The 26826-nt window shown below is 41.0% G+C and carries 22 protein-coding genes and 1 pseudogene; 16 read left to right on the forward strand and 7 right to left on the reverse strand.

What is annotated here, in order from left to right; translation table 11 throughout:
- Positions 1-108: 108 nt before the first annotated feature.
- The 4 genes from MUO14_RS21180 to MUO14_RS24650 all read right to left on the reverse strand — a co-directional run bounded on the left by MUO14_RS21180 (position 109) and on the right by MUO14_RS24650 (position 5101).
- Positions 109-1539 carry a PTS transporter subunit EIIC gene (locus tag MUO14_RS21180; RefSeq protein WP_244752491.1) on the reverse strand — a complete coding sequence of 477 codons (1431 nt, stop codon included), beginning with the start codon at positions 1537-1539 and terminating at the stop codon, positions 109-111.
- Positions 1540-1556: 17 nt separating this feature from the next.
- Positions 1557-2447 (reverse strand): N-acetylmuramic acid 6-phosphate etherase, encoded by an 891-nt coding sequence (gene murQ / locus MUO14_RS21185; protein WP_244752492.1) that lies wholly within the window; start codon positions 2445-2447, stop codon positions 1557-1559.
- Between the two features lie 966 nt (positions 2448-3413).
- The gene (locus MUO14_RS21190; protein WP_318035995.1) at positions 3414-4766 is read right to left on the reverse strand and encodes a GMC oxidoreductase; all 1353 of its coding nucleotides are present in this window, start codon (positions 4764-4766) and stop codon (positions 3414-3416) included.
- Positions 4739-5101, reverse strand: a complete 363-nt coding sequence (locus MUO14_RS24650) for a hypothetical protein (protein ID WP_318035996.1) — start codon at positions 5099-5101, stop codon at positions 4739-4741. The genes MUO14_RS21190 and MUO14_RS24650 overlap by 28 nt, the downstream gene beginning before the upstream one ends.
- A 999-nt stretch (positions 5102-6100) precedes the next feature.
- On the opposite strand from MUO14_RS24650, the gene MUO14_RS21195 reads away from it, so the two are divergent.
- The 4 genes from MUO14_RS21195 to MUO14_RS21210 all read left to right on the forward strand — a co-directional run bounded on the left by MUO14_RS21195 (position 6101) and on the right by MUO14_RS21210 (position 9187).
- Positions 6101-6598, forward strand: coding sequence for an RNA polymerase sigma factor (locus tag MUO14_RS21195; RefSeq protein ID WP_244752493.1), 498 nt, complete (start codon positions 6101-6103; stop codon positions 6596-6598).
- On the forward strand, positions 6595-7599 hold the full coding sequence (locus tag MUO14_RS21200; protein ID WP_244752494.1) for an anti sigma factor C-terminal domain-containing protein: 1005 nt from the start codon (positions 6595-6597) through the stop codon (positions 7597-7599). Before MUO14_RS21195 ends, MUO14_RS21200 begins: the two co-directional genes overlap by 4 nt.
- A 60-nt stretch (positions 7600-7659) precedes the next feature.
- Positions 7660-8145, forward strand: a complete 486-nt coding sequence (locus MUO14_RS21205) for a DinB family protein (RefSeq protein WP_244752495.1) — start codon at positions 7660-7662, stop codon at positions 8143-8145.
- Positions 8146-8311: 166 nt separating this feature from the next.
- Positions 8312-9187, forward strand: a complete 876-nt coding sequence (locus MUO14_RS21210; protein ID WP_244752496.1) for an AraC family transcriptional regulator — start codon at positions 8312-8314, stop codon at positions 9185-9187.
- 52 nt (positions 9188-9239) lie between these two features.
- Here the strand turns inward: MUO14_RS21210 and MUO14_RS21215 are convergent, their stop codons facing one another.
- Positions 9240-9593: a protein YmzB gene (locus MUO14_RS21215; RefSeq protein ID WP_244752497.1), complete on the reverse strand. Its 354-nt coding sequence runs from the start codon at positions 9591-9593 to the stop codon at positions 9240-9242.
- A gap of 200 nt (positions 9594-9793) precedes the next feature.
- On the opposite strand from MUO14_RS21215, the gene MUO14_RS21220 reads away from it, so the two are divergent.
- Positions 9794-10723, forward strand: a complete 930-nt coding sequence (locus MUO14_RS21220; RefSeq protein WP_244752498.1) for an MBL fold metallo-hydrolase — start codon at positions 9794-9796, stop codon at positions 10721-10723.
- A 197-nt stretch (positions 10724-10920) separates the two neighbouring features.
- Here the strand turns inward: MUO14_RS21220 and MUO14_RS21225 are convergent, their stop codons facing one another.
- A complete protein-coding gene (locus tag MUO14_RS21225; RefSeq protein ID WP_244752499.1) occupies positions 10921-12303 on the reverse strand; it encodes an aspartate aminotransferase family protein in 1383 nt (460 codons plus the stop codon).
- Between the two features lie 262 nt (positions 12304-12565).
- On the opposite strand from MUO14_RS21225, the gene MUO14_RS21230 reads away from it, so the two are divergent.
- The 10 genes and pseudogenes from MUO14_RS21230 to MUO14_RS21275 all read left to right on the forward strand — a co-directional run bounded on the left by MUO14_RS21230 (position 12566) and on the right by MUO14_RS21275 (position 24967).
- A complete protein-coding gene (locus MUO14_RS21230) occupies positions 12566-13426 on the forward strand; it encodes a MurR/RpiR family transcriptional regulator (RefSeq protein ID WP_244752500.1) in 861 nt (286 codons plus the stop codon).
- Positions 13427-13632: 206 nt separating this feature from the next.
- Positions 13633-14781 (forward strand): M24 family metallopeptidase, encoded by a 1149-nt coding sequence (locus tag MUO14_RS21235; RefSeq protein ID WP_244752501.1) that lies wholly within the window; start codon positions 13633-13635, stop codon positions 14779-14781.
- Positions 14782-14836: 55 nt separating this feature from the next.
- Positions 14837-16366 (forward strand): BCCT family transporter, encoded by a 1530-nt coding sequence (locus tag MUO14_RS21240; protein ID WP_244752502.1) that lies wholly within the window; start codon positions 14837-14839, stop codon positions 16364-16366.
- A gap of 83 nt (positions 16367-16449) precedes the next feature.
- Positions 16450-17160, forward strand: a complete 711-nt coding sequence (locus tag MUO14_RS21245) for a TetR family transcriptional regulator (RefSeq protein WP_244752503.1) — start codon at positions 16450-16452, stop codon at positions 17158-17160.
- 77 nt (positions 17161-17237) lie between these two features.
- The gene (locus MUO14_RS21250) at positions 17238-19289 is read left to right on the forward strand and encodes a CocE/NonD family hydrolase (RefSeq protein WP_244752504.1); all 2052 of its coding nucleotides are present in this window, start codon (positions 17238-17240) and stop codon (positions 19287-19289) included.
- A 394-nt stretch (positions 19290-19683) separates the two neighbouring features.
- Entirely contained in the window at positions 19684-20379 is a 696-nt protein-coding gene (locus MUO14_RS21255; RefSeq protein WP_244752505.1) for a response regulator transcription factor, read from the forward strand.
- A gap of 2 nt (positions 20380-20381) precedes the next feature.
- Positions 20382-21359: a sensor histidine kinase gene (locus MUO14_RS21260; RefSeq protein WP_244752506.1), complete on the forward strand. Its 978-nt coding sequence runs from the start codon at positions 20382-20384 to the stop codon at positions 21357-21359.
- 631 nt (positions 21360-21990) lie between these two features.
- Positions 21991-22763: pseudogene (locus MUO14_RS21265) on the forward strand (ABC transporter ATP-binding protein).
- Positions 22738-24609: an ABC transporter permease gene (locus MUO14_RS21270; RefSeq protein ID WP_244752507.1), complete on the forward strand. Its 1872-nt coding sequence runs from the start codon at positions 22738-22740 to the stop codon at positions 24607-24609. The pseudogene MUO14_RS21265 and the gene MUO14_RS21270 overlap by 26 nt, the downstream one beginning before the upstream one ends.
- A gap of 13 nt (positions 24610-24622) precedes the next feature.
- Complete coding sequence (locus tag MUO14_RS21275; RefSeq protein WP_244752508.1) at positions 24623-24967, forward strand: YxeA family protein; 345 nt, start codon at positions 24623-24625, stop codon at positions 24965-24967.
- Between the two features lie 46 nt (positions 24968-25013).
- Here the strand turns inward: MUO14_RS21275 and MUO14_RS21280 are convergent, their stop codons facing one another.
- Positions 25014-25223 (reverse strand): hypothetical protein, encoded by a 210-nt coding sequence (locus tag MUO14_RS21280; RefSeq protein ID WP_244752509.1) that lies wholly within the window; start codon positions 25221-25223, stop codon positions 25014-25016.
- Between the two features lie 204 nt (positions 25224-25427).
- Between MUO14_RS21280 and MUO14_RS21285 the strand changes: the two genes are divergently transcribed.
- A complete protein-coding gene (locus MUO14_RS21285; RefSeq protein ID WP_244752510.1) occupies positions 25428-26684 on the forward strand; it encodes a DNA polymerase IV in 1257 nt (418 codons plus the stop codon).
- The last annotated feature ends 142 nt before the right edge of the window (positions 26685-26826 follow it).

Raw genomic sequence — 26826 nt, forward strand, 5'->3', positions numbered from 1 at the left:
GCGAACGTTACACGATGATTTTTAAGGAGATGACTTGTATCAAATGTTAGGGCAGAGCAAAGAAGCCTAGCACAATACTGTATGTGCTAGGCTCCAGAAATGAAGAGCTTAAGAGGCTTTTCCAGAATCAAATAGCTTGTCCGCCATTTCTTTCTTAAATCCAAATAGGTAGGTTAAGGCAAATCCACCGAGATAAGAAATAAGCAATCCGATAATGTAGGATAGATACTTTCCATCTGCGATCAGTGGAATTAAGGACAACCCAGAAGGGCCAACTGTGATCGCACCAGTGTTGGTTAATGCTAAGAAGGATCCGCCAAAACCAGCGCCTAAACATGCTGTAATAAATGGACGTCCGAGCGGTAGTGAGACCCCATATATTAGTGGTTCACCAATACCTAGGACTCCAACAGGTAGTGCATTAGCGATCGTCTTACGTAACCGTTTATCTTTTGTTTTGAGGTAGATGGCTACGGCTGCTCCTACTTGACCACCGCCTCCCATGGCTAATACAGGAAGTAACGTCGTTGAGCCAACACTTTCAATTAACTCAAGGTGAACAGGAATCAGACCTTGGTGAAGTCCAACAGTAACAAGCGGCAAGAAAGTTGAAGCCAAGACAAATCCTCCAACAATACCCCCAACTTCAAGCATGATATCTACAAGGAACCAAGTAAATCCACTCATAATTAAGCCAGCAATCGGTTGAATAATGACTACAGTAACTAATGTTCCTAATAAAAGTGTAATCAGTGGAGTGAGAAGCAGGTCTAAACTGTCTGGCATGCGACGCCTAACGAACTGTTCAATTTTGACGAAAATGTAAGCAGATAGAATAACGCCCACTAGACCACCAAGTCCTGTACTCACACTTAAATCTAATCCGAATAATTGCAATGTTCCAATATCACTTAATACAGGAGCATAAATAATGAGTCCAGCAATACCACCAAGTACTAGTGTCCCTTTAAATTCTTTTGCTGTGTTTATTCCCACAAAGATACCTAAACTACCAAATAGTAATCCACCAATTGATTTCAATAGATTGTACCAATCAGACTCTAGAATAGCTGGGTTTAGTACACCTGCCTCAGGATTAGCAAGGTTTAAGATTAAGTTCGCAATTCCTAAAATTAAACCGGAAGCCACAAAACCAGGGATGAGAGGTATGAAGATGTTACCAATGTGACGTAACATCTGTTGTACTTTAGTGGTTTGTTTTGCTTTATAGGCTGCTTTAGTGTCAGTGGCTAAATCTAAATCCTCATCATCTTCTTCTGTATCTCCACCATCGACCCCAGTTACATCACCAAATTCAAAGGCGACTTTAGATACTTTCCCAGGGCCAAGGACAATTTGGATAGTTTGATCCTCGATGACGCCCATCACACCATCCAATTGCTCAATTTGTTTTTTATCTACTTTTGAATGGTCTTTTACATTAACGCGAAGTCGAGTTATACAGTTTGCAAAACTAGCTACATTTTCTTTTCTACCCAAGTGTTCGGCTATTTTTATGGCGAGCTCACGGTTGTTCATAAATTATCCCTACCTTTCTATGTCCTAATAGCTTCGCGAACAAATCCATTGGCAGATTGTAAACTTGTTTCTGCTTCTTCCATGCTACATCGCTTTTCAATCATAACGATGGCAACTTTAGGCTTATAGAGCGAATTTTTCAAGTGTTCTTCTGCTTGCTCACGAGTAACGCCAGTCGCTAACGCAATTATGTTTTTCGCTCTGTCTACTAACTTTTGATTTGTTAACTGCATATCCACCATTAAGTTTTCATATACTTTTCCGATTCCGACCATGGCGCCTGTCGAAATCATATTGACGATAAGTTTTTGAGCCGTACCAGACTTCAGGCGGGTCGAACCCGTGATCACTTCAGGACCCACCACGACTTCAATGGCTATATCTGCAAACCGGCTGATCTCTGCTTTTTTGTTGCACGCGACAGAAATGGTGTGTGCGCCTAATTGTTTGGCATACTGTAAACCACCTAATACATATGGGGTGCGGCCACTCGCAGCTAGGCCAATTACCGTATCATTATTTGTTAACTTGAGTTCTTTTAAATCTGTAGCACCGTCTTCTGGTTTGTCTTCAGCTCCTTCAACGGCCTTTATAATCGCGTGATCTCCGCCTGCTATTATGCCACGAACCTTTTCGAACTCTATTCCGAATGTTGGGCGGCACTCTACAGCGTCAAGAATTCCTAATCTTCCACTTGTGCCCGCTCCGATATAAATGAGACGTCCTCCATTGTTAAATGAGTCAACAACAAGACGTATTGCATTTTCAATAGAGTCAATTTCCTTCTCGACAGCTAACGGTACTTGTTGATCCTCCTTGTTCATAACGTGTAAAAATTCTTTTGTACTCATGTCGTCTAGCTTCATTGTATTTTGGTTCCGCGTTTCAGTAGTAAGATGATTGATCATGATTCGTTTCCTCCTTTTTCGTGACCTTGTTGAATAATTTCATGTGTCCCTCTTAAATGGAACTAATCGCTGCATTGGCCAGATCGCAATGTTGTACAGACATTAATACAATCTCTTCGGGATAAAGTAAAATATATTGAGCAACAAGCTTCCCCACTGACTTCACCATGGCCTTGGATTCTTTTAATCGATATGAACCCCCTTGATATATTTACACCTCAATTGAGTATGATTACTTTAAGCGCTTACAAAAAGTATAACGTATTTGAAACAAAAAATCGATTTTAAAACAAAAATAATGAAATTAAATTTTAGATACTGGGATTTTCTTGCTTAATTAAACTTCATTTCTTAACGAAAACCCCTGATAAAAAAATGAGACAGGGAAACCTCTCTTTCGACGTTGTGTGAATAAAATTTGGAGTGACTCTCTTATGGGAAAGAATATCTATACAAAAAAATGAAAAAAGTAGTCATTGAGTTCAATTTATCTGGAAAATATAAAAAAGAGTTTAAGGGACGTTTCGGAATCAAGAAGATCAGATAGTATCGAAGGGGGAAGAGCGTAGTCTTGATCAGCCCATTGGGGAAACAATATACGTAAGGGAAGCGTCCAAACACCCAAATTCACAGTGAACCACTTGCTTCTTAAGCTTTAAAAAACCAATCAAACCAATATCCTGAACGACTCGGCCTTTATAAATCGAGAAATTAATTCAAGTCTATAAAGTAAAATTAATAGCTAGAACATTTATGCACTTTTTGCAATAATGTTCTGGCTATTTTGGGTTTGTGGGACGTTAAAGTGCTGTATAGGCGGCTAGAACCAGGTATTTAAGAATTCGGAGTAGTTATTTTAGAATCCTAGTTCGCTATTTAAGAAACATCGTCTGTTATTTAAGAATCACTGAGGGAAAACTTTACTACAAGTGGTAAAGTAAAACGTTAACAGGCAGTTTATTAACTTCAAAAGTATTTCTTATAGATATGCTCAGCAGTCCTCGTGGCCAAAGCCTGAGTGGTTAAGGTTGGATTTGCACTTCCCAGCCCATTATTTAGGACACTGTTGTCTGCTATAAATAAGCGGTTGACTTGAAATGATTCACAGTTCTGATCGACGACATACCCCATTCTCATGGTGCTCATCATATGGATCATCATCCCATCAGGCCAATCTGAATGGACCACTTTTCTTGCTCCAGCTTGACGGAGAATGGTAGAGGCTATTTTCACTAATTCTCGCTTTTTTCGCAGTGTGTTCGCAGTTGGAGTATAACGTATTGATGGGATGGGGCCATTTTCGTCAGAAGCAGCAGCTGAAACCGAGACGCCGTTCCTCTTATCAACTTCATCATCTGTAGAAATTAAGATATTAAGGGATGATTTATAATCTGCCATGAACTCTATTAAATCTTCTCCCATTACACGACCTTGTTGAATAGAATGTTTTTCCGGCTGTTTCATTGCTGATTTACCTAACGCATAGGTGAAGCTCGCCATTAATCCAGGGCTGGTTCCGATCGTTTGGATAGATCCTAATCCCGGATAATCTAGTCTGGCAGCGGATGTATGGCCGACAAATGGGTTAACCGCAGTACTTCCCAAAATAGAGAGCAGATCTTTTTCGTTAAAAATTCCAGTGATCATATCCATCTGATGATTCACAAGCCCGCGACCTACCCATTCGTTAACAGGCAGAGCGGAGTTAAGCCACAAACGGGGAGTTTCGATTGCACCCGCAGCTGCAACAATACAATCAGCAAATAATTCTTCTCGTTCTCCAGTCCATGTGTTTCTTACTTTCACTCCTATTGCCTTTAGTTTTTCTGCAGAGTGGTTTTCAGTGATGATTTGATAAGAAAATGTATTGGGCCGGACTTCCACATTGCCTGTATGTAAAGCTGAAGGTACATAGCTGACATTTGTGGAACGTTTAGCAATTTTAGCGACAGAGGGGCCGTGCGGACAGCCATTTATACAATGGCCTGCAAGTGTACAGCCTTCCATCCATGACAACTGCTCTTCGGAGTAGGATGGATTAAGAAGTTGTGAATTAGGCGGCAAAATCGCGTTAGGCTGAGGGCGGTATCCTGGAGAGTTAACATCGAGAGTAGCTAGAAGGCTCCAGCCGGCTTTATTCGCTCCAAAGTAAAACAATTCTTCCTTAGACGTAGTGGGGGCGAACTCTACGGGCAGTTCAGCTTCAACTTTTTCGTAATAAGGGATCAGTTCGCGGTAGGATAGCGGCCAGTCATGGTCAATGGCAGAGGGAAAGGCACGGGGCGAATTGGCTAAGTAGTGTTGAGTCGTACCTCCCACGCCTGAATTTTGCCAAATAAATCCTCTTTGTTGATAGGACCTGTTCCAAGGGGGGTGTTCACGATTAGCAGGCCCCAGCGCAGCTTACCTGTAATCTGGTCATTCATATTATTTTCTAATTTATTGTAATTCTCCTTAAACAGGCTGACATCTAAATCATTCGGACAACTACTGGAAACGCCTCCTGGTTCGATGTTTGGATGTGGCCATTTCTTGTTTCCGTACCATGGTCCTGCTTCCAGCACAAGCACATGCAGCCCCAGTTCGCCCAGTTCCTTTGCGATAACTGCTCCGCCGCCACCTGCCCCGATAACAATCACGTCCTGTTTTTGCATATACAAATCACTCCGGTCTTAAGTTTTTTATGGTTAACAAAAAGCCTCTGAAATCCCGATAACCGAACGAAGGTCCGGGATAACCTGTGTAAGCCCAGCTGACTGGGTAGGTACGAAGATGTCTGAAACTCGGTGGGTTGCATCGGGTATCACCATATCCATACCATTCAGAGTAATAGCCGAAATACGTTAATTGATAGATAGAATCGACGGTGATCTGTATGAGTGCAGGATCATTTTTAAAAGGAACTGGAATCATATTGAGAGGAATCTGCAGATTTTGTAAACGGTCCAGGGTGATGCGTCGGTCCTTCCTGGATAACGTTGAAAAAAAGCCCTCGCATGGGAAAACAAGCGAATTGTAGCATTCCTTATATACGTAAAAGGCTGCTAAGTCAAGAGGTTTCGTTTGCTAATGGTGTTGGCAGACTGTCAAAAGACATAATAAGGTATTCCCAAATACACAAGTTCAATCCACCATATTGAAACGTCCAACCAGATGGGTATGTCATGATACTGGATGGAATAAGTGTATCAACTACGGCCTTAAAATTTACTTGAGTAGTGTACGGGCATATAGGGAAATTAGCTGATGGGGTCATGTAACACCTCTTTGTTTATCCATTGAAGGATATAAATGGGGGATTACATTATTTTAGACATCTGGAGCTTAAATATGATGAATGAAATCCTTCTATTTATCTTGAGTGAACAAAGAAGGTCATATCTGTAACCAACTGTAATCATGAAATTAATGATGGTATTATGTAGAAACCACTTGGCATGACAAACGTATCGATTATCACTTGAAAAGCAAGGGCAATGATAACACCTACTACCACAACCGTTGTGATCTATATCTATAGCTTTAGTCAATTTTTACGGGCGCTTTCCTTTTAGAAGGGGAGGGCTCTTTTTTAGGAATCATATCCAAAAAATTTTTTAAATCGTGTAAACTTTTTTAATGGTTATTCGTCTTATAGCGGAAGGGAGGTAGAAATGAATCATTCAGATCTTCTAAAGAACTTAAATACTGAACTGAATTTTATTTATCGGTACCTAAGAAAATTAAATGTTTCTCATGAGGATGCTGAAGACATTGCGCAGGAAACGGCTTATAAGTTTCTTCAATATTTTGATTCAATCAAAACCCCGAAAATTCGAAGTTGGCTAATTCGTGTGGCGTTAAATTTCCATCATGATCAGTATCGCAAGACTAGTAGGGTCAAACTTGATTTGCGGGAAGATCAGGTTAGAACATTATCTAAAGATTTACCAGAGGAAATCCTTTTAAGTTATGAACAACGGTTTGAGATTGAAGATGTATTAGCTAAGCTACAGCCAAGCTACAGAGAATTATTATTACTTAAATACATATCGGAGCTTAAGTACGAGGAGATAGCTGACATGCTTGATATGAAGATAGGTACCGTAAAGACTTCTTCATTTCGAGCTAGAAAACAATTTGCGAAATTGTATGAGGAGGCAAACAGATGAGTGATCACGACAAGAATCGGGAAACAGAAGCTAATAAAGAAGAATTAGATTTTGTTTCTAGCCCGTCCTTACAAAAAGCAGTTAAAAAAGCTAAATGGAAGCAAACCATTAAATTTTTTGTAATTGGATCTTTAAGCACTATTATTATACTTTATGCGCTGTTTTGTGGGGGTCAATATCTACTGCAAAAACGTATTGGGGATCATGATAAGGTGTTGTTTAGCCATATAAATGGAGCGAATGTTTTTTTAAATGGTGGAAGGTATGTGTATGGATTCATGAATCTGAGTGTTGTAAAACATAGTACCGTTAAAAAGCACATTGGTGACCGTGAAATAATTTGGAACAGAAAAGAAATAGAGATTCCTATATTTGGTCAAAAAGGTGTTGTCAATAGTGGACGCTTCACTGAAGTCATCTCATTTAGTGAAAGGTTTAATCGGCGTGTTCATTATAATAATTTTAATGGTGAACGAGAAGTTGACTTTTATTATCCACAATTGGAATATGATTATTTACCAAACGAGTTGGAAATAGCAACATCTTTGGACGAAAATACGTTAGCGGAAGTTGCTTTATCATTTGATCAGCCTTATACACTAAAAGAATTAGAGGATAAAATGGGCAGTGAACATGTTAATTGGATATGGGTCCTCACAACGACTGAAAAGGAATTCGAAAAACTCTCTGAGCCTGACCAGCATTATCGACCTTATACGACCTTGGATGGTCCATCTGCTGATGGTTTCCAAGTTCATGGAGATCTTACATCGGGCGCAAAAAGGTTTTTGGAAATTGTACAACGGTTAAGTGAAGAAGGGAGCTACCAGTCAGCTGCCAAGGAGATAGCGAATGGAATTAATCAGGAATCTTTTCCTAATAGTGATGATATCCGGGTAACGGGGGCAGTTGTTTCCGGAACACCGGAAGAGTTAGAAGGGTTTCAGGATCTCGAGATTGTAAGAGCCTCTACAATTGGAGCGACGACGGATCTTTATTAGGTCCTTTTCAGCAGGTGGATGTTAAGGGAAGTTGATAAAAGTATGTTCAGGAGGGAAACCATGAATGTTTTGAAATCACAATACGACTGGATTCGGTGTACAAGAGAAAAACTATTCCAATATTGTGAAACGATAACAGCAGAAGATTATACGTGTGAACTTGACCAATTCGGCTGGGGGTCGATACGAAATCTGCATCTACATGTTGTGGAATGTTATCAATCCTGGTTAGGTAACTTTGGTTTGCAAAAAAGTCTTACATTGGTAACACCGGAGCAGGTCAGGAATGTGGAAGACATGAGGGGGATTTTTGAAAAAGTAGACCGGCTTGTTTATGAGTTTCTTGAGGAGTTCGAAGGGCAGTGGAGTCTTGGAATAACAGGTCCTGTTCCATGGCAAGAGGAGGAGGAAGAGCTGTCTCCGCTTTGGCTCTATACTCATGTAGTTACTCATGAATTTCATCACAAAGGGCAAATTGTGTCGATGAGCAGGCAATTAGGTTACATACCAGAAGATACTGATCTTATTGAACTGAAAAATAGATGAATGGTTTAAGCCATTTATAGGCCCGGAATGACACGGTTCCCTGTTAAGTTAGCAGGCCGTGTCATTTCCATTTGCCTAAACGTTACTTAACCTGCAACATGGAGCACGAAATGTCGGGCAAGCGGCATAGGACTCTTGTTATTCTAGAAAGGAAGGAGGTCAGCTAATGGATTCGCTAAAGAGTATGAATGAAGCGATCGATTATATCGAAGAACATCTTCTGGACGAGATTAATTTGAAAGAAGTGGCGAGGCGGGCGTATTGTTCTGAATATCATTTTAAGAGAATGTTTTCATTTTTAGCCGGTGTGTCGTTATCGGAATATATACGTCGCCGCCGACTGACACTGGCTGCTTTTGAGCTGAAAAACAGCCAGGAAAAGGTTATCGATCTAGCGATGAAATACGGCTATAACTCGCCGGATTCTTTTACCCGGGCTTTTTGCAATGTTCATGGCCTTACACCATCTGAAGCCAGAAAAAATGGCCATTCTCTTAAAGCTTATCCGCGAATGACCTTTCAATTATCCATTCAAGGAGGAGAAGAAATGAATTATCGAATCGAAGAAAAACAGCCATTTAGGATTGTTGGCAGGCAGAAAAAGGTTCCGATCATTTTTCAGGGAGAGAATCCGGAGATCACAGCGATGTGGAAAACGTTAAGTAAAGAGGCAATTCATAAGCTTAAAGAGTTTTCTAATGTGGAACCTGCCGGATTGATTCAAGCATCGACGAACTTTTCTGAAGGTAGGATGGAGGAAAAAGGCGAGCTTGACCATTATATTGGCGTTGCCACTACGAAGGAAGCACCGGAAAACTTCGATCATCTTGAAGTTCCAGCCTCAACGTGGGCGGTGTTTGAAGCGGCTGGACCGTTCCCTGATACGCTGCAAAACGTATGGGGACGCATTTATTCGGAATGGCTCCCGTCCTCGACTTATGAACAAACAGAGGGGCCTGAAATATTGTGGAACGAGCATATGGATGTAACGTCTCCAACTTTTACAAGTGAAATTTGGATCCCCGTTGTCAAAAAAGAATAGCTGTTGATTTGAAAAAATCCCCATTCCTAGTTCAGGAGGGGATTTTATTTTCCTATTGATCAATTAGTTCAATTCTGTAAGTCCCACGCTCCGTGATTAACGAAAAACGTGTATCGTCAAATTGGTATAAACTCGTGTCCTCGAGCGGTATTTCGTAAAAAGATGACGGGAGCGGCTGAGAGTTGGGAGTTTCTGTTTGAATGGTTCCGCTTCCGTTTAATTGTAAGGCATGCATCGGTTCGTACTCGTCGAGTCGCCTGGTATTGGTTTCATAAGAGATTGAATCCAGTTGCATCAGGGTTTCGTCGTTATCTTCGAGTTCTTGTTTAGTCACCTTAATGGTTTTCCCACTCCATTGCTGCAGTAACTCGTTAAATTCCTCAACGGATAAGTATTCTCGGTTCATCATAATCCCTCCTGCCCTCTAGATTTTCCTAATAGGCTTGGAATCATACGGAAACGGAGAGCTTGGGGACGCCTATGCTTTTGTTTTTTAATTATCAGATAAATTAATTGACGGCAGCTGTGTATAACAGCTACAGTTACCAATAATAAGATTTACTTTTATTCTACTCTAGAACGTGTTCTTTAAAAGGGGAAAGCTTTATGCTGGAAGAAATGACAGAAGGTATCTACAAACTGGTGGTTCAATTTCCGTCAGGGATGCAAGAAGTGAATTGCTATTTGATCGAAGGTGAGCGAGGTTACACCGTCATTGATACAGGCACCTACTCTGAAGAGGCCAAGGCGGGCTGGGAGGAATTGCTGAAATCAGGGGTGGTGATCGAAAAAGTTGTGTTAACTCATACTCACAAGGATCATATCGGGCTTGCGAAGTGGTTTCAGCGGGAGAAAGAGGTTCCTGTCTATACATCGACGATCAGTTACGGTGAAATGAAGAAGCGCTGTGAGACGAATGTCAGGCGTAATATCGATCATTTAGTCAAACGTCACGGTGGACCTGGTGTTCCAGAGGAAATGGCTGATGATTCGTTTATTTACGCTTTTGAACCCAATGGTTTTTTTGAGAAAAACGATAAGATCCAGTTGGGCGACGATATCTATGAGACGATTTGGACGCCGGGTCATGCTTGGGATCATGTTTGTTTCTACAATGAAAAGAAGCAAGTGATGATTATTGGCGATCACTTGTTAAATCATATTTCCCCTGTGATCGGGCTCTGGCTGGGTGAGGAAAGTGATGTCTTACAGGAGTACTATGATTCTTTGGAGCGAATCAAGACGTATCGCGTTCGTGTTGCACTGCCTGGCCATGGGGAGGCGATCGATCATTTAGTTGAACGAGCAGAGGGAGTCAGGGATAGACATGATCAACGACTTCAGGAAGTGTTGGATAAGATTCAAAAACAATGGAAAACAGCCCATGATATTTGTCAGGATGTGTATGGAACATTACATATTATTTTATTCTTAAGTCCATTTATGGCAACGCTCACCCGGTTAATTTATTTAGAAGAGCTTGGAAAAGTGGAGCGGAAAATGCACGATGGGAAAGTGTTGTTCCGAGCATGTTGAACGGGTTTCCTCAGGTTTAAACAGTTCCGAGAGATGAAATCGTCCGTTATGAAGCATTTTAAAGAATGTGTAAGGAATGGGGTTGTCCCAAAAGTGTAAATCACTTTGGGACAACCTCTTTACGTGTAATAGCACCTCAGGTCATCCTTTCATTACCATTTTCAAAGCTGTATTCTTATTAACTTATCTATTGGTATTCAGGTGAGCTTTGATAATGCTTTGTCATAAGCGGCAAGTGTATCCTGTACCTCCTTGTCCCCGTGAACCGTCGCCAAACTGTAGCGATTTAACGGTTTCGTATAAATACCTTCATTTAACAAAAGAAAATCCAACTGTTTTCTCATCGAAAAATTCGCTTGTTGTAATTCACGGTGATTCCATATCTTTTCTTTATCAGTTATGACTACATTGAAAATAGACCCGAGGCCAATTGTTTGCATGGAAATCCCGTGTTTTGCAAACAGCTCGCTGATGCCTTTTTTTAACTGGCGGGTCGTGGTCAGAACATGATCGATCTCTTGTTCAAGTACGTTGATGGTGGCGAGTCCGGCAGCGAGAATGGTTGGGTGCCCGTTGTATGTGCCGCTATGGAACAAAACATCTTTTGCTTGAGATGTTTTACTTTGGCTGGAGTCGAACACATCTGAATTGGAATTCGGGGCACTTGTCATGAGGACATCTTGCTTTCCTCCTACAATCCCTACCGGAAAGCCGCCGCCGATTACTTTTCCTAATGTAGTAAGGTCAGGGCTGATCCCGTAAACGGCCTGAGCACCACCTAGTCCAATGCGAAAACCTGTCTTGACTTCATCAAAAATAAGCAGTATGCCAAGCTCTTCAGTAATCGTGCGGAGTCCTTCCATAAAGAAGTGATCAGCTGGGATAAATCCGCTCTGAATTGGCTCCAGGATCACCGCTGCGATGTCATCTTTCTTCTTACGTAAAATTTCTGCTGTAGCATCAAGGTTGTTGAATGGCAGCACGATGGTGTGTTCCTGATGATACGGATCGACTCCTTTTGATTCGATGACGGAGGTTGGTTCATCCACGGGACCTGCGTTGTCTACAGAAGGATTCACACTTAGCAGAACCTGGTCATATCCTCCATGATAATGGCCTTCAAACTTGGCAATTTTGTGCTTGCCTGTATAAGCATGAGCCATTCGGATGGCCAAAAGGGTAGCTTCAGTTCCCGAGTTTGTATAACGGATCCTCTCCATACTTGGATAATGCTGCCTGATCTTTTTTCCCATTTCTGTTTCAAGTCTGTGAGGTGTTCCGAATAGAAATGTTCCATCGTCTTCCACTTGTGATTGGATAGCATTGACCACTGCCGGAGGACCATGTCCGAGCATTAGGGCTCCATAGGAGAGGAGGTAATCAATATACTTATTCCCGTCGATGTCATATAAGTACGCACCCGCTCCTTGATCCATAATGATGGGGTAGGGGTCAAAGGCTTTGATATTGGCCGTGACTCCACCTGGCATGACTTGTTTAGCCTCTGTCGAGAATTCTTTTGATTGAGGGGTTTTTCTCAAGAATTCGGACAATGCATTGTTTTTTGTTTGATTTAACATATATACACCCCTTTGAGAAATTATAATTTCATAATTTTTTATAATGAAATTTATGTTTCATTTTATACCTTTGAATTGAATTTGTGAATAGTAAATTTCTTTTATATACTATACAAGAAAGTTTTATTTCAAAAATGGAATTGATTAGGAAGGTTGTTCACTAGGTGAGGGATAGGAAATGAGCAGTCGATAAAGTAAACTAGAAATAGAAAAGTTGTACATAGTTGAATGTAAAATATTGGACTGTAGGAAAGGATCTATCATGGAACATAATGTCTATCAGCTCATTGCAGAGAAATTTTCGCTCATGAGTAAATCTCAGAAAAAAATAGCTTCTTACGTATTGGAACATACAAATACCGTTCCTTTCTTCAACGTAGCCAATTTGGCAGCAGAAACTGGAGTAGCTAAGGCAACTGTCGTAAGGTTTGCTGTCTTTCTTGGATATTCTGGCTATCCAGAACTTCAACAAGATATGCAACATTCTGTTAAACAGCAACTTTCAACGACCGAAAGATTAAGGATGTCCTCCCAAATAGTTGAAGGAAAAGACCAGATAATCTACGACATTTTTCATCGTGACCAGGAAAATATTCAATCAACGATGCAACAATTAGATGAAAAATCCTTCTTAAAGGCTGTTGAGGCATTGCTTGAGGCAAAGAATATTTATATTTCTGCCAATCGAAGTGCATCTTCACTGGGTGTTTTTCTTCAATATTATCTCAGCATTATGCTAGGTAATTCGGAAATGGTCAGCACCGTTGAAGATAGTGCAGAACAGTTATATGAACTTGGGGAAAATGATGTGGTTTTTGCTATTAGTTACTCACGCTATACGATGAGTACGATTAATATGGCAGCTTACGCAAAACAGCAGGGAGCCACAACCATTGTGCTCACTGATTCATTACTGTCTCCGCTTATTCCACATGCGGATATTGCACTAACAGCCTCGAGCCAGCTTCCAACGTTTATTGATTCGTTTATTGCCCCACTCAGCTTAATCAATGCGTTAGTGGCAGTAATTGGGAAGGAAAGAATGAGGGAAGTGGAGATGCGTCTTGAGAAGTTCGAAGACATTTGGGACAAGTTAGATATATTTTATAAAAAAGATGATTAAATAAGCAGAAAACTAAAAGTATATGTGGCTCCCAGCCCGCATCATTCTATTGTTTTGAATGATGCGGTTTTTTCTATTTAAAAAATCACCTTCCTTTTTACTCGTTATGAATTTTGACAAATGTAATAATTATGATAATATGAACATGTTCATTAAAAAAACAAGTTCATAAAATAAATATGTTCATAAATGGGAGGAGGTCAACCATGACAAAGGCAGTTGCAAAAAGATTAAAGGCACTTCGCCAGAGGATGTCGAATAAAGGCATCGATGTTGCTCTGTTTTGGGATCCGGACAATCAGTATTATTTGAGCGGGTTCCGTGCGATATCATATTCACGCCCCATTGTTTATCTTGTCTATAAGGATAAGACGCACTATATCATTCCTGAGCTTGAGAGGGATCATGCTAGCCAAATGGCCGAGGTAGACGACTTCTTTATCTATCATGAAAAACTTCAGGATCATGATAAAGATACGAATTATTTACAACCGCTGAATCACATTATGGATGATTTTCCAAAAGAACATGTTCTAGGTGTGGAAATGGATATCGTTCCGGCTTCTGCCTATCAGCGATTGATAGAAAAGGGCTTTGATATCAAGGATGTGGGAGAGGATGTAATAGACTTACGTTCTGTGAAAAACGAGGAGGAAATCTATTGGCTTGAGCAGGCTGGATATTTATCTGACATTGCCTTAGAGGCATCATTCCATCATGTGCGAGCAGGGATGAGCGAACTGGAATTTGATTCATACGGTGATCAGCAGCTGCTAGAAACGGCGTCTGACGAATATCCGGATCTTATAATTGGGTATGAAAATTGGACCTGTTCAGGAATTGAACGCAGCTCGATGCCGCATTTATATTCTAGTACTCGTAGATTTGAGCAGAATGATGTCGTCGTGCACAGCCGTCAAGTATGGATTAACAACTATCGTGCTGAAAATGAACGTACGTTTTTAATTGGAAATCCTACTAAGGAGCAAAAGAAATGTTTAGCCTTAGCTATTGAGGCGCAGCGTGTCGGAATGGAAGCGGTTAAACCTGGTGTAAAAGCAAAGGACGTTGACATTGCTTCTTATAAAGTATTTGAGGAAGCAGGGTATGGCGAATATATCCAGCATCGGACGGGGCATGGGCTAGGATTGTCAGAACATGAAGAGCCATATCTTCGCTTTGATAACGATTTGGTTTTACAAGAAGGGATGTGCTATACGATTGAACCTGGTATATACGTTCCGGGTGCAGGCGGTTTCCGTCACTCTGATACCGTCATTGTGACAAAAGACGGCTGCCGAAGTATTACAACATATCCTAGAGAATTAGAAGATATGTTGTTTCCTAATCATTAGTTAGTAAAAATAAGTAAAAGATCAAATAGAGACTTGGAGGTATGGAAACAACGTTATGAATCCTAAAATTGATAAATCTATTTTTTGGCCATCTATATTATTAGTAGTCGTCGCTACATTTCTATTAGTGGTCTATAGGGATACGGCTGGACCTGTCATAGAAGGAATGATGACTGCCATTACCTATCGCTTAGACTGGGCTTTTGAATTTCTGACGATCGGTTTATTTATTATTTTGATCTGGTTAATGGTAGGTCGATATGGAAGAGTGAAGCTGGGCTCTGTTGATGATAAGCCTGAATTTTCCCGCTTCAGTTGGGGAGGTATGCTTTTTTGTGCCAGCATGGGGACAAGTATTATGTTTTGGTCAATTGTCGAACCTCTCTATTATTATACAGGGCCTCCGTTTGGAATCGAAGGTGGTTCTACTGAAGCGGCAGAATATGCTGTAAGTTATGGATTGTTCCACTGGGGAATTTCCGCATGGGCTCTATATGCCCTGCCTGCTGTCGTTATGGCATACAGCTTTTACGTAAGAAAAGATCCTTCCCTTAAAATCAGTTCAGCTTGCCGGGGCATTTTAGGGAAGCATGCGGACGGTTTATTAGGAAAAATTATCGACATTTTAGTAATTTGGAGTATGATTGGCGGCTTAGGTACTTCTCTGGGGCTCGGTGTTCCGATGGTTTCAGCCGTTATTGGTGACATCTTCGGCATTGAACCAAACCTGACGTTAAACATTATCATTATTATCATATGGACGATTATTTTTAGTTCCAGTGCCTACCTTGGTCTATATAAAGGGATTAGAAAGTTAAGTGACTGGAACGTTTATATGGCGCTTGGCCTCGCGCTGTTTGTCATTATTGTCGGTCCTACACTGTTTATCTTATCCTACTTTACTAACAGTTTTGGACTGATGATGGATAATTTCATGCGAATGAGTCTGTATACGGATCCAATTTCTAAGGGTGGCTTTCCTCAGACATGGACCGTTTTCTACTGGGCCTGGTTTGCAGCAACAGCTCCATTTATCGGAATCTTTGTGGCACGTATTTCAAAAGGCAGAACAATAAGAGAACTTGTATTTAACATATTAATGTGGGGGTCTCTTGGCAGCTGGCTGTATTTTGGAGTATTCGGCGGCTATGCGATGGACCTTGAACTAAGTGGGCAAGTTCCGCTTACTGAAATTCTCACAGAACAAAGTGAACAGGCAGTTATCGTTGCTGTGTTAAATTCCTTACCATTGTCGCTTATTGTGTCGATCTTCTTTGTGATTCTTGGATTTATTTTCTTAGCTACCTCGCTTGACTCAGCAGCTTATGTGATTGCAAGTGTAGCGACAAAAGAATTACATGGAAATGCAGAACCGACACGCTGGCATCGTCTATTGTGGGGCATCTTACTGTCTGCTCTAGCGATCAGCCTAACCGTCGTCGGCGGTCTTGGAGTCATTCAAACTTCCTCTGTGTTAGTGTCTGTGCCCGTTTTAATTATGTATGTTTTGTTATCGATGTCTCTGATAAAATGGTTGAAACAGAACGACCACAACCACGTTTATGTGAAAAGTCATAAGCGTTAAGGGAGAAGATGGGTGTTGAAATTGTATGACACTGGAAACTCCATTACAATAGTCTTAACTTTGTTTGTAAGGAAGTGGATTTGATGAGCGCGGGAAGAAAAGAAATCCAACGGGCAAGAATGTGGCGTTATTTTTTAGATGCAGCAACAGACGTCATCGAGAATGAAGGCATTGATAATGTTACGATTCGAAAAATTGCCGATAAAGCAGGTTATACGAGTTCGACGGCTTACAACTATTTTCAGGATCTCTCACACTTGAAATTTTTTGCGGCGATGCGATTTACCAAAGATTATATTGAAGATTTACCTCATTATATGGAGAAGGGAAATAATACAGTAGAAAAATGGTTGTATGCGTGGGAGTGTTTTTGTAAATATTCTTTTGAACAGCCGCAAATTTATTCGGTGATTTTTATTAATAATCTGGGTTCTATCCCAGAAGATCTTTTAGAGAACTATTATAAGGTCTATCAAAATGACTTAATCGGATTGCCTGAACAAATTCAGTCGATCGTGATGGAGCATACACTCTCTACGCGAAGTGCTTTATATATCCAAGATGCTGTAGAAGAAGGGTTTATTGAACAAAAGGATATCGAGTTTATTGCGGATACGACGTTATTGCTTTGGAAAGGAATGATGACCACGGTCATGAATCAGCGTAGGAATTATTCAGTTGACGAGGCGATTGATCGCACGCTGGATTATATCTATGAAAGTGTCATGAGGGTCGTTTCACCTGAAAAACGCAAGGAGATTGCTTTTCATCCAGTTAGAAATAACAGGTCGTAAATCATAGGGTTGTCCCATGGCTTGAGGGACACCTTTTAGATATGAACCTAGAGGCGAATAGAAAGGTTGACAAAAAATTGGTATTTAATATAAAAGATTCTGAACAACGTAAAGTAAAAACAGAGTTTCCTAGAGAAACGAAAAAGGTAGACCACGTCTGGATTCCAATGTCTGATGGAGCAAAATTGGCCGCAACGATATGGCTGCCAAAGGACGCCGAAGAGAGTCCAGTCCCCGCCATTTTAGAGTATATCCCTTATCGTAAAAATGATTTTACCGCCATTCGTGATTCAGCCAGGCATCCATATTTTTCCGGACATGGCTACGCAAGTATTCGTGTTGATATCAGGGGGTCCGGTGATTCAGACGGGATATTATTAGACGAATATTTGAAACAAGAACAAGATGATGCGCTAGAAGTGCTGGATTGGATAACGGAACAGCCATGGTCAACTGGATCTGTCGGAATGATCGGTAAGTCATGGGGAGGGTTTAGCGGTCTGCAAGTGGCAGCTAGGAATCACCCGGCTCTCAAAACGATTATCACCCTGTGTTCAACAGATGATCGTTATGCAGATGATGTCCATTACAGAGGCGGGAATATTTTATCCTCTGATATGTTGTGGTGGGCGTCCACGATGTTTGCTTATAACGCGAGACCACAAGATCCGAATGTTGTCGGTGATAGCTGGAAGGAGAACTGGCTGGATCGTTTGGAAAATACGCCTCCATTTGTGGAAGAGTGGATGAGACATCAGCGAAGAGACGCGTATTGGAAACATGGCTCGATTTGTGAAGATTATTCTAATATTCAAATACCCGTATTTGCTGTAAGCGGCTGGCAAGATGGGTACACAAATGCCGTGTTTAGATTGCTTGAAAATCTGCCGAATGAAAGCAAAGGGCTGGTTGGACCATGGGCCCATGAATATCCTGAAGTCGCCATACCTGAACCTGCTATTGGATTTCTCCAGGAATGTGTGCGGTGGTGGGATCAATGGTTAAAAGGAAAAGATACAGGGATTATGGAAGAGCCCAAATTGATCTCCTGGATTCAGGATAGTGAATTACCTGCCGTCAATTACCCGGAAAGACCCGGCAAATGGGTAGCGGATCATACATGGCCATCTAAACATGTTAAAGAAACACCTCTTTGGCTGACCGAAGGAAAATTAACGAATAAAGTAATGGATTCAGAGGAATTTGTTCTTCCAAGTGTCCAGCAGCATGGATTTTACGCAGGGGTCTTTTGTCCGTTTGGCCAGCCGGGTGATTTGCCATCTGACCAACGTTTAGAAAATGGAAAAGCTGTTGTATTCACATCAGAACCATTTGAGGAAACGACAGAACTGCTCGGCCACCCTATGTTTCATGCTGAAGTTTCATCAGATCAAGAACAAGCCCTGTTGGCTGTACGATTGTGCGATAAAGCCCCAACAGGTGAATCGACATTAATTAGTTGGGGAATGTTGAATCTCACGCATAGAAACTCTCATGAATTTCCTGAGCCATTGAAGCTTGGTGAAAAATACAACATTTCTGTTCAATTAGATGCCTTAGGACAGCAGATACCAAAAGGCCACCGATTGGAAGTGGCGTTATCACCAACCTATTGGCCGCAAGCCTGGCCATCTCCTAAACCGGTTACGTTAACCGTGTACTCAGGCAAAGATACTTTTCTTGAGCTGCCTGTGAGAACGCCTCAAAGTGAGGATGATTCTTGGGGTAATTTTGATGTGCCTGAGACAGCGAAGGTTATGGATAAGGAAGTCGTTCGAACAGAAAACAGGACACGACATCTGGCCCATGACATGATCAATGGGGTATGGAAGCTTGAGGACTTCTCTGATGAAGGGGAAAGGAAATTACCTAGCAATGGTTTGCAATATGGCAGTATCAATATAAACACTTATAGCATTAAAGAGAATGACCCGCTGTCTGCCCGTGCAAGTTGTGAATGGGAATTAACGGTCGGCAGAGATGACTGGCGAACGAAATTGAAATGCCTTAGTGAAATGAGCAGTGATGAAAATCATTTCTATTTAACCAACACGATGACAGCTTTTGAGAATGATAAGGAAATCTTTAAGAAAACGTGGAAAACGGACATTCCAAGAGATTTTGTATAGTATAAGAGCGAAGAGGGGTCTAGTTTATACGATGCAATAAGGTTTGGTGTTAGATGATTGGCGCGGTTTCTCAACAAAAGAAGCCGCGTCATTTTTTTTGAAGAATAATAGTGAGTGCTCTGCTTTATGTTAATTTGGCTAAGCATTGTATATTGTTGTATCCTAAAAAGGGTAAAGCTGTTTATTTAATTCCTCAGCAATAGCCTTGGGATCTAGCATCGTAATAATGATTGTAATCATGATATCAAATGTTTTTTTCAATGAAATGACTCCTTTTCATGAGCTTTGATCACATTGTATAAGCAAACTAGATAAACAACTATGGAATAATCTTAAGGGGATCTTACATCACTGTAAGGTGCTCTTGAAGTGTTTATACGAAAGGAAGACAGGTATGCCGAGCATTATGGTTGTAGAAGATAATCATGAATTAAGAGCCCTATTAACGGACTATTTATCCAAATATGGTTATCAGTGTAAAGCTATTGAGAATTTTCAGGATGTCTTAACAGAATTCCAGGAGACTCAACCTGATCTCGTTTTACTCGATATCAATTTACCGGCTTTTGATGGATTTTATTGGTGCAGGCAAATAAGAAGGCATTCAAAATGCCCGATCATTTTTATATCGGCCCGAGAAGGAACGATGGACCAGGTGATGGCCATTGAAAATGGAGCGGATGATTATATAACAAAGCCGTTTTCCTTTGAAATTGTTACGGCGAAGGTAAAAAGTCAGCTCCGCCGAACGATGGGCGAGTATGCTTTCAAACAGGAGGAGAAGGCGATTGAATTTGAAGGGTTGACCTATTACCCCGAGAAATTGGAGCTTGAATTTAATGGCCAGACTTGTGAGCTGTCCAAAAAGGAAGCAGCCATGATAGAGGTTCTATTGGAGCGGGGAGATAAGATCACGAGCCGTGATCGATTGATGGAAAAAATGTGGGATACAGATATGTTTGTTGATGAGAATACACTAAACGTGTACATATCAAGACTTCGTAAGCTGCTGAAAGATATGGGAATTGTAGATGCCATTGAAACGGTTCGTGGTGCTGGCTACCGAATAAAAAATACGTGGGATGGATAAACATGAAACTATTTTTACGGAGTCACTCGGCTTTAGGTTTAACCGTTATAGCGCAAGGCGTGTTTACATGGATCTATTTATGGTTTCTCGGATTTCAAGGCTGGGAGCATGTGCTTTACGTGATTTTGATGCAAGGCCTGTTTATCTTCGGCTACCTTTCCTATCGCTGGATGGAGGAGTATAAACTATATAATTGGATTGAATCTGAAGAGGATGGAACGAGAGTAATTCCAAGCTTAGGCAACAGTTTTTTCTCAAAAGCACTGCAACAAAGAATACGTGCTGGGAAGGAAGCAGCTGATAGGAAGATTATTGAAAGTGAGGCGGCTGTTAAAGAAAGAGCCACCTTTATGAATCAATGGGTCCATCAAATGAAAACACCCATCTCTGTCATTCAGTTAATGATTAAAGATTATGATGACCCTGTGTTTCAGGATATTCGGAAAGAGATCTTCCGTCTTGAAGAAGGGTTAAAAACCGTGCTTTATTCATCAAGGTTATCTTTGTTTGAAAAAGATTATTTTATTGAGTCTTTTGCGATTCAGCCATTTATGCAAAATCTTATTAAAGAAAATAAACGGCTGTTTTTCCAGTTTGGGGTGTATCCGAATATCGTGATGGAACAGGAAGAGTTGTCGATTACTTCTGATCAAAAGTGGCTCAAGTTCGTGATCGAGCAACTCCTATCAAATGCCGTCAAGTATTCCACTGAAAAATCGGATAAGCTGGATATTAAGGTTGAGAAACAAAGCGATCATGTGAGGTTAACGATCACGGACCATGGAATTGGCATCCCTGATCAGGATCGAAGAAGGGTATTCGAACCTTATTTTACAGGTGTAAACGGAAGGAAGTATCATGAGTCAACTGGCATGGGGCTGTATCTTGTCAAAGAAATTCTAAGTAAGTTGTCCCACGAATTTTCGATGGAAACGAAAGTGGATGAAGGAACGTCCTTTTGCATTTATTTTGAAGTGTGAAGGAACCATAGGATGAAGGCCTTGCTGTTGGTACAGGAAGGCTTTTTGTTGTTTAACGTAACTATACAATCAAAGGTTACGTTGAATTTGGCCACATCCATCTCCAGTGTACAAGACACACGAGACTAGTCATCACCTCCGCGGCCCCACAGGGAGTCTCGCGGTATCCCCCGCGGTATCCCAGACCCTATTACTTTAATAAGAAGAATGAAACCATCATTCAAAAACGTCAGGGAGCTTCTGTAAATAGCTCTGTACTATTTATTTGAGCGATCCTTCCAGCCACCTAAAATAAATCGGTTGTCGATTGGTTCCGAAGTAAATCTTATGGTAAAGGGGTGGAGCGAACCGTTTCCCGGATCCCCCTTATACACACTAAAGTCTCGGAATCGAGTCATCCAGATTTCTGTCCGATTGTGGAAGGTCTTCAGTCAGTTTCCGTATAGAACGTTATACTAAAGAAAGCAGTTTTTTTGAGATAAAGAACTTGATTTCTAATAGAACAATAGGGGACGCCCTGCGCTTTTGTTCTTTCTTACAAAAGTGTAAGGTCCATGTAAGGCTATGCTATCGTAAAGATCCTACATTCTTTTTACAATAAAGACACAGTCATTCAAGGAGGTTTCAATAAATGGAACATGTGCTTAAAGTGAATCAGCTTAACAAAATTTATGACGGGAAAAATCCGTTTCAAGCCTTAACCAATATAACCCTGGACGTAGAACCGGGGAGTTTGTCGGAGTGATGGGACCATCAGGGTCAGGTAAGACAACATTTTTAAATCTTATTTCAACCATTGACCGCCCAACGTCAGGAGAGGTGATCATCAACGGTCAGCAGCCGCATCAATTAAAAAAAGAAAAGCTGGCCAAGTTCAGAAGGCGTGAATTGGGATTCGTTTTTCAAGATTTTAATTTGCTCGATACACTGACGCTAGAAGAAAACATTATGCTGCCCTTAGTGTTGGAGAAGGAGAAACCTTCCGTTATGGAAGAAAAATTAAGTATGATCGCTAAAAAACTTGAGATTGACAAGATCTTAAAAAAGAGGACGTTCGAAGTATCAGGAGGACAAATGCAGCGTGCCGCCATTGCGAGGGCAATTATTCATAATCCGGCCTTGCTGCTTGCGGATGAACCGACAGGAAATTTAGACTCAAAATCTTCTAAAGCCGTTTTGGAAGCGATGCTGGATATTAATCGACGAGAGCAAACAACGATGTTCATGGTGACACATGATCCGTTGGCCGCAAGCTACTGCCACCGTGTCGTATTTATTAAAGATGGTGAGCTATACAATGAAATATATATGGGAGATAACAGGAAGGTGTTCTTCCAGCAAATTATCGATGTCTTATCGATGCTTGGAGGGAATGCTGATGAACTTTTATCAACTCGCGATTAAAAATGTTACTCGGAATTTGCGTGCTTACTTGGCTTTTTATTTGAGTAGTTCGTTTGCTGTGATGATCTTTTACCTGTTTGCCATGTTTATCTTTCATCCAGCTTTAGAAGAGGGTTATATGAACAATATTGCTCAGAAGGGCATGGCAGCAGCCGAATGGATTATTTTTGTCTTTTCGATTTTATTTGTTCTCTATTCTGTTAGCGCCTTTTTGCATACACGAAAACGAGAGTTTGGAGTGTTGACGATAACAGGAACATCACCACGGCAGTTACGAGTTTTATTAACGGTTGAAAATATGCTGATTGGCCTTTCCTCCATCGTTTCGGGAATTGCTGGTGGAACAATTTTAGCTAAGTTGTTCTTTGCAGCGGGCGGGTATGTCCTTGATATGGAGCCGTTATCATTATATTTCCCGGGAAAAGCGATGGGGCTCACAGCTGCCGTTTTCTTGTTACTCTTTTTCATCATTTCTCAATTCATTCTTTTCTTTATAAAATCTGAGAAAACTGTTGCTCTGTTGAAAGGAGCGAAGACGCCTAAAGGGGAACCGAAGCCGTCCATATTGTTGTCTATCATCGCGTTAGGATTCTTAAGTACAGGTTATGGCATGGCTTTAACAGCTGAAATAAATTTGCCGAACGCGGTGATTATTTTGATCACAACTGTGATTGGCACGTTTTTCTTTTTTAGTCAATTGAGCATTTGGATAGTAAAGCTTTTGAAAAAGAATAAACGCTTTTACTTAAAAGGCTTTCATCTCTTATCTATTTCCGATTTAACCTATCGTTTAAAAGACAATGCGAGATTGTTTTTTATTGTCAGCATTGTCTCAGCGGTAGCTTTTACGGCAACTGGAGTTTTGACCGTTTATCAAACAAATCTGCATGCGGAACGTACCCAATATGAAATCGAATATCTCTCTTCACCTGATAATGAGGAAGAGGCGGCACACATCGATTCGATTGAAAAAAGTCTGAAGGAAAATGGTTTTGCTTTTACAACCGATGAAATCGAGACGATCGAGGCACGGTATGAAAAAGAAGATGGATCAGCACCGCCCGTATTAATTTTCTCTCAGGAGCAATTTTCAACACTGCAGCCTTCTGTTCAAGAAGAATCAATCGAGGCTGGCCAGGCTATTTTTTACAAGGATAACCGTGGGGTTTTGAGCAAAGAGGATATCCCTGCAAACCTGGATTTTATGGACACATCCAGTTCGATTGAGGTGAAAAAGGTCGAGTCCTCCGTGTTATCAATTTCCAGCACGATGGTCGTGAATGAGGAAACGTTTCAGAAATTAAGGACATCACTCGAGCCTTCCACACTATATGGATATAATTATCAAAATTGGAAGGACAGTGTGGCGATTACTCAACAATTAAAGCGTCAATTGTTCGGTGATTATTCAAACATCAATTTTGACTTTTCTGCTAAGGCCGTTACGTATTTTATAACCGTACAGCTTCCCAGTCTAAGCTTATTTATCGGTTTATTTGTAGCGATTGTTTTCTTCTTAGCAGCAGGCAGTTTCTTGTACTTCCGTTTGTTTACGGATTTAGAAGCGGAACGCGAAAAGTACAAAGCCTTATCTAAAATTGGGTTAACTGAACGTGAGATGAAGCGAAGTGCCACATGGCAATTAGGGATTTTATTTTTTATGCCTTTTCTCGTGGCTACTGTTCATACAGGGTTTGCCTTAATGGTGTTAGAGAGGGAAGGCTTCTTCAATGTTTTCGCTCCATCTGTTATGACGATCCTTGGATTTCTAGTCTTACAGATTGTCTATTTTATCGTGGTTCGATTTAGTTATATAAAAAAATTAACGGCATCCATCACGGATTAGAAGGGGAGAGAAAATGAAAAAATTAATAGGAATAGTGGTCTTGTTGGCCATTTTGGTTGGGGGATTTATGGCATTGCCAAATGAAGTAACAGATCGCTTGAATCCACTCGTTCCGAAAGAAGAGGTTTTTGTACAAATTAATGAACCTGGAAACCCGAAAAACCCTGGCGGATATGATTATACACTAACTGGTTTTAACGCAGATGGAGAAAAACGAGAAGTAACCTTTTATGCAGGGAAGGAGCTTCGAAAGGACGCCTTTTTAAAAGTGTACGTCAAGGGAAGTTATGTGGAAACGTGGGAGGAAGTTCAGCCAGTCGCATTACCTGTGAAAGCCCGGGAGAAAATTTCGAAGTAAATCATGACAAAAACAACCTCCTGATGTGAGGTTGTTTTTCGTTCATTTATAAGCTCTGATTATTTTCATTTCTTTCGCTGTTTTTTAATAACAACACCGTCTTACGTACATAAACAAATGCCAAACACCCGAATCCGATCACAAGTAGACCGCACAGCACCACCCATGCCCCATTCAGTAACTGGGGGACAAATAGAGTGAGGAGCGTTAACAATATTGCTGCGATCATGAAGGCGGATAACAATCGGACGACCATAAGGATCCCTCCAAGCCTTGATAAACTGAATATATTATAACGCTTCTGGGGTGTTTTGTCGAAGCGGAAGGAAGAATTACTATGCTCTCAAGAGGCAGGTACTCGATCACATAAATCTTTTTAAAAGGTGGTTTAAGTTTCCTGTATACATCTAAAGGCTTATTGCATATAATAGGAACAAATGTTCGTGGTAAGGTGAGGGAAATGGATTATTCAGTTTATCCTAGGAATGATGTCTTATGTATTGATATGAGATCTTTTTATGCAAGTATAGAGTGTGTGAAGCGTAGTCAGGATCCGCAGACGGCGTTACTAGCGGTGGTCGGGGATACAAGCAGGCGTGGCAGCATAGTGCTAGCGGCCTCACCTTCTCTTAAGAAGAAATATGGCATCAGCAATGTTAGTCGATTTTTTGAACTGCCTGATGATCCTGATCTTATTATCGCCCCGGCACATATGAGAGATTATTTAGAAGTTTCGGTCGAGATCTCAAAAATGATCAAGAATTTCGTACCCGAAGAAGCGATACACATTTACTCAGTAGACGAATTATGGGTAACGGTCAACGGCTTGAAAAAGCTTTATGGCTCTCCAGATGATATTGCCAAAATGATTCAGTCCCGGATACGTGAGCAGTTTGGAATTGAATGTGTCATAGGCATCGGTGATAACAAGTTTTTGGCTAAAGTAGTTATGGATATTCATGCGAAGAAAGCGAGTAACGGGATCGCAGAATGTCGCTATGAGGATGTCGAAGAAATGTTATGGCCTTGCAATATCCATGATATATGGGGGATCGGTTCACGGATGACGAGGAATTTAAATCGTATGGGCATTTTAAATTTGGGACAGCTCGCACGCCATCCTTTGAAATATCTCAAAAAAAATTACGGTATCATGGGCGAGCAATTATATTGGCATGCCTGGGGCGTTGATCTAAGCCCCGTATATGGGGATTTTGTCAAGACGGAACAAAAATCGTATGGTCATGGGATCACACTATTGAGGGATTATCAAAAAGAGGAGATCTTTGCTTGCCTTCTGGACTTATGCGAGGAAGCTTGTCGGCGGGCGCGTCATGATGGCAAAGAAGGCCGGACCGTCCATTTAGGAATAGGCTATTCAACAGAAACAGGTGGAGGGTTCAGTCGGTCGATGTCTGTTCAGACTCCTACGAATGTTACCATGGATGTTTACAATATCTGTTTGCGTTTATTCCATCGGTTTTATAATGGGGAAAGTAAAATACGTCGGGCGTCCGTTGCGCTCACAGGATTAGGTGAGGAAATGGATGTTCAATTGAGTTTATTTGATGATCGCCCAAGAAGGAAAGATATAGGAGTTGTGATGGACAAAATTCGTGACCAGTATGGTTCGACGGCCTTGCTTAGGGCAAGCAGCTATACTAGTGGCGGAATTACCCTGGAGCGCAGCAAAAAAATTGGCGGTCACTATGCATAAAGGGGTGAATAGCATGGAGGGATTACTCAGTCGTTCGGTTGAACAAAAGCAGAAGCTAGAAATAATTTACTTGGCCACAGACGGTCAAATCTCATAAAGGATCATTAGAGTGCTTGACATCAGGGATAAGGAAATACTTGCT

It is taken from the genome of Halobacillus shinanisalinarum (genome assembly GCF_022919835.1).
In the GTDB taxonomy this organism is placed as follows: Bacteria; Bacillota; Bacilli; order Bacillales; family Halobacillaceae; genus Halobacillus_A; species Halobacillus_A shinanisalinarum.

What these genes read in the sequence shown, in the direction of transcription:
- MUO14_RS21275 (WP_244752508.1), top strand. Translation starts at nt 24,623, where the DNA reads ATGAAAAAATTAATAGGAATAGTGGTCTTGTTGGCCATTTTGGTTGGG.
- MUO14_RS21215 (WP_244752497.1), bottom strand. Translation starts at nt 9,593, where the DNA reads ATGAACCGAGAATACTTATCCGTTGAGGAATTTAACGAGTTACTGCAG.
- MUO14_RS21245 (WP_244752503.1), top strand. Translation starts at nt 16,450, where the DNA reads ATGAGCGCGGGAAGAAAAGAAATCCAACGGGCAAGAATGTGGCGTTAT.
- MUO14_RS24650 (WP_318035996.1), bottom strand. Translation starts at nt 5,101, where the DNA reads ATGCAAAAACAGGACGTGATTGTTATCGGGGCAGGTGGCGGCGGAGCA.
- MUO14_RS21270 (WP_244752507.1), top strand. Translation starts at nt 22,738, where the DNA reads ATGAACTTTTATCAACTCGCGATTAAAAATGTTACTCGGAATTTGCGT.
- MUO14_RS21180 (WP_244752491.1), bottom strand. Translation starts at nt 1,539, where the DNA reads ATGAACAACCGTGAGCTCGCCATAAAAATAGCCGAACACTTGGGTAGA.
- murQ (WP_244752492.1), bottom strand. Translation starts at nt 2,447, where the DNA reads ATGATCAATCATCTTACTACTGAAACGCGGAACCAAAATACAATGAAG.
- MUO14_RS21235 (WP_244752501.1), top strand. Translation starts at nt 13,633, where the DNA reads ATGACAAAGGCAGTTGCAAAAAGATTAAAGGCACTTCGCCAGAGGATG.
- MUO14_RS21230 (WP_244752500.1), top strand. Translation starts at nt 12,566, where the DNA reads ATGGAACATAATGTCTATCAGCTCATTGCAGAGAAATTTTCGCTCATG.
- MUO14_RS21220 (WP_244752498.1), top strand. Translation starts at nt 9,794, where the DNA reads ATGCTGGAAGAAATGACAGAAGGTATCTACAAACTGGTGGTTCAATTT.
- MUO14_RS21260 (WP_244752506.1), top strand. Translation starts at nt 20,382, where the DNA reads ATGAAACTATTTTTACGGAGTCACTCGGCTTTAGGTTTAACCGTTATA.
- MUO14_RS21255 (WP_244752505.1), top strand. Translation starts at nt 19,684, where the DNA reads ATGCCGAGCATTATGGTTGTAGAAGATAATCATGAATTAAGAGCCCTA.
- MUO14_RS21210 (WP_244752496.1), top strand. Translation starts at nt 8,312, where the DNA reads ATGGATTCGCTAAAGAGTATGAATGAAGCGATCGATTATATCGAAGAA.
- MUO14_RS21200 (WP_244752494.1), top strand. Translation starts at nt 6,595, where the DNA reads ATGAGTGATCACGACAAGAATCGGGAAACAGAAGCTAATAAAGAAGAA.
- MUO14_RS21285 (WP_244752510.1), top strand. Translation starts at nt 25,428, where the DNA reads ATGGATTATTCAGTTTATCCTAGGAATGATGTCTTATGTATTGATATG.
- MUO14_RS21205 (WP_244752495.1), top strand. Translation starts at nt 7,660, where the DNA reads ATGAATGTTTTGAAATCACAATACGACTGGATTCGGTGTACAAGAGAA.
- MUO14_RS21240 (WP_244752502.1), top strand. Translation starts at nt 14,837, where the DNA reads ATGAATCCTAAAATTGATAAATCTATTTTTTGGCCATCTATATTATTA.
- MUO14_RS21195 (WP_244752493.1), top strand. Translation starts at nt 6,101, where the DNA reads ATGAATCATTCAGATCTTCTAAAGAACTTAAATACTGAACTGAATTTT.
- MUO14_RS21280 (WP_244752509.1), bottom strand. Translation starts at nt 25,223, where the DNA reads ATGGTCGTCCGATTGTTATCCGCCTTCATGATCGCAGCAATATTGTTA.
- MUO14_RS21225 (WP_244752499.1), bottom strand. Translation starts at nt 12,303, where the DNA reads ATGTTAAATCAAACAAAAAACAATGCATTGTCCGAATTCTTGAGAAAA.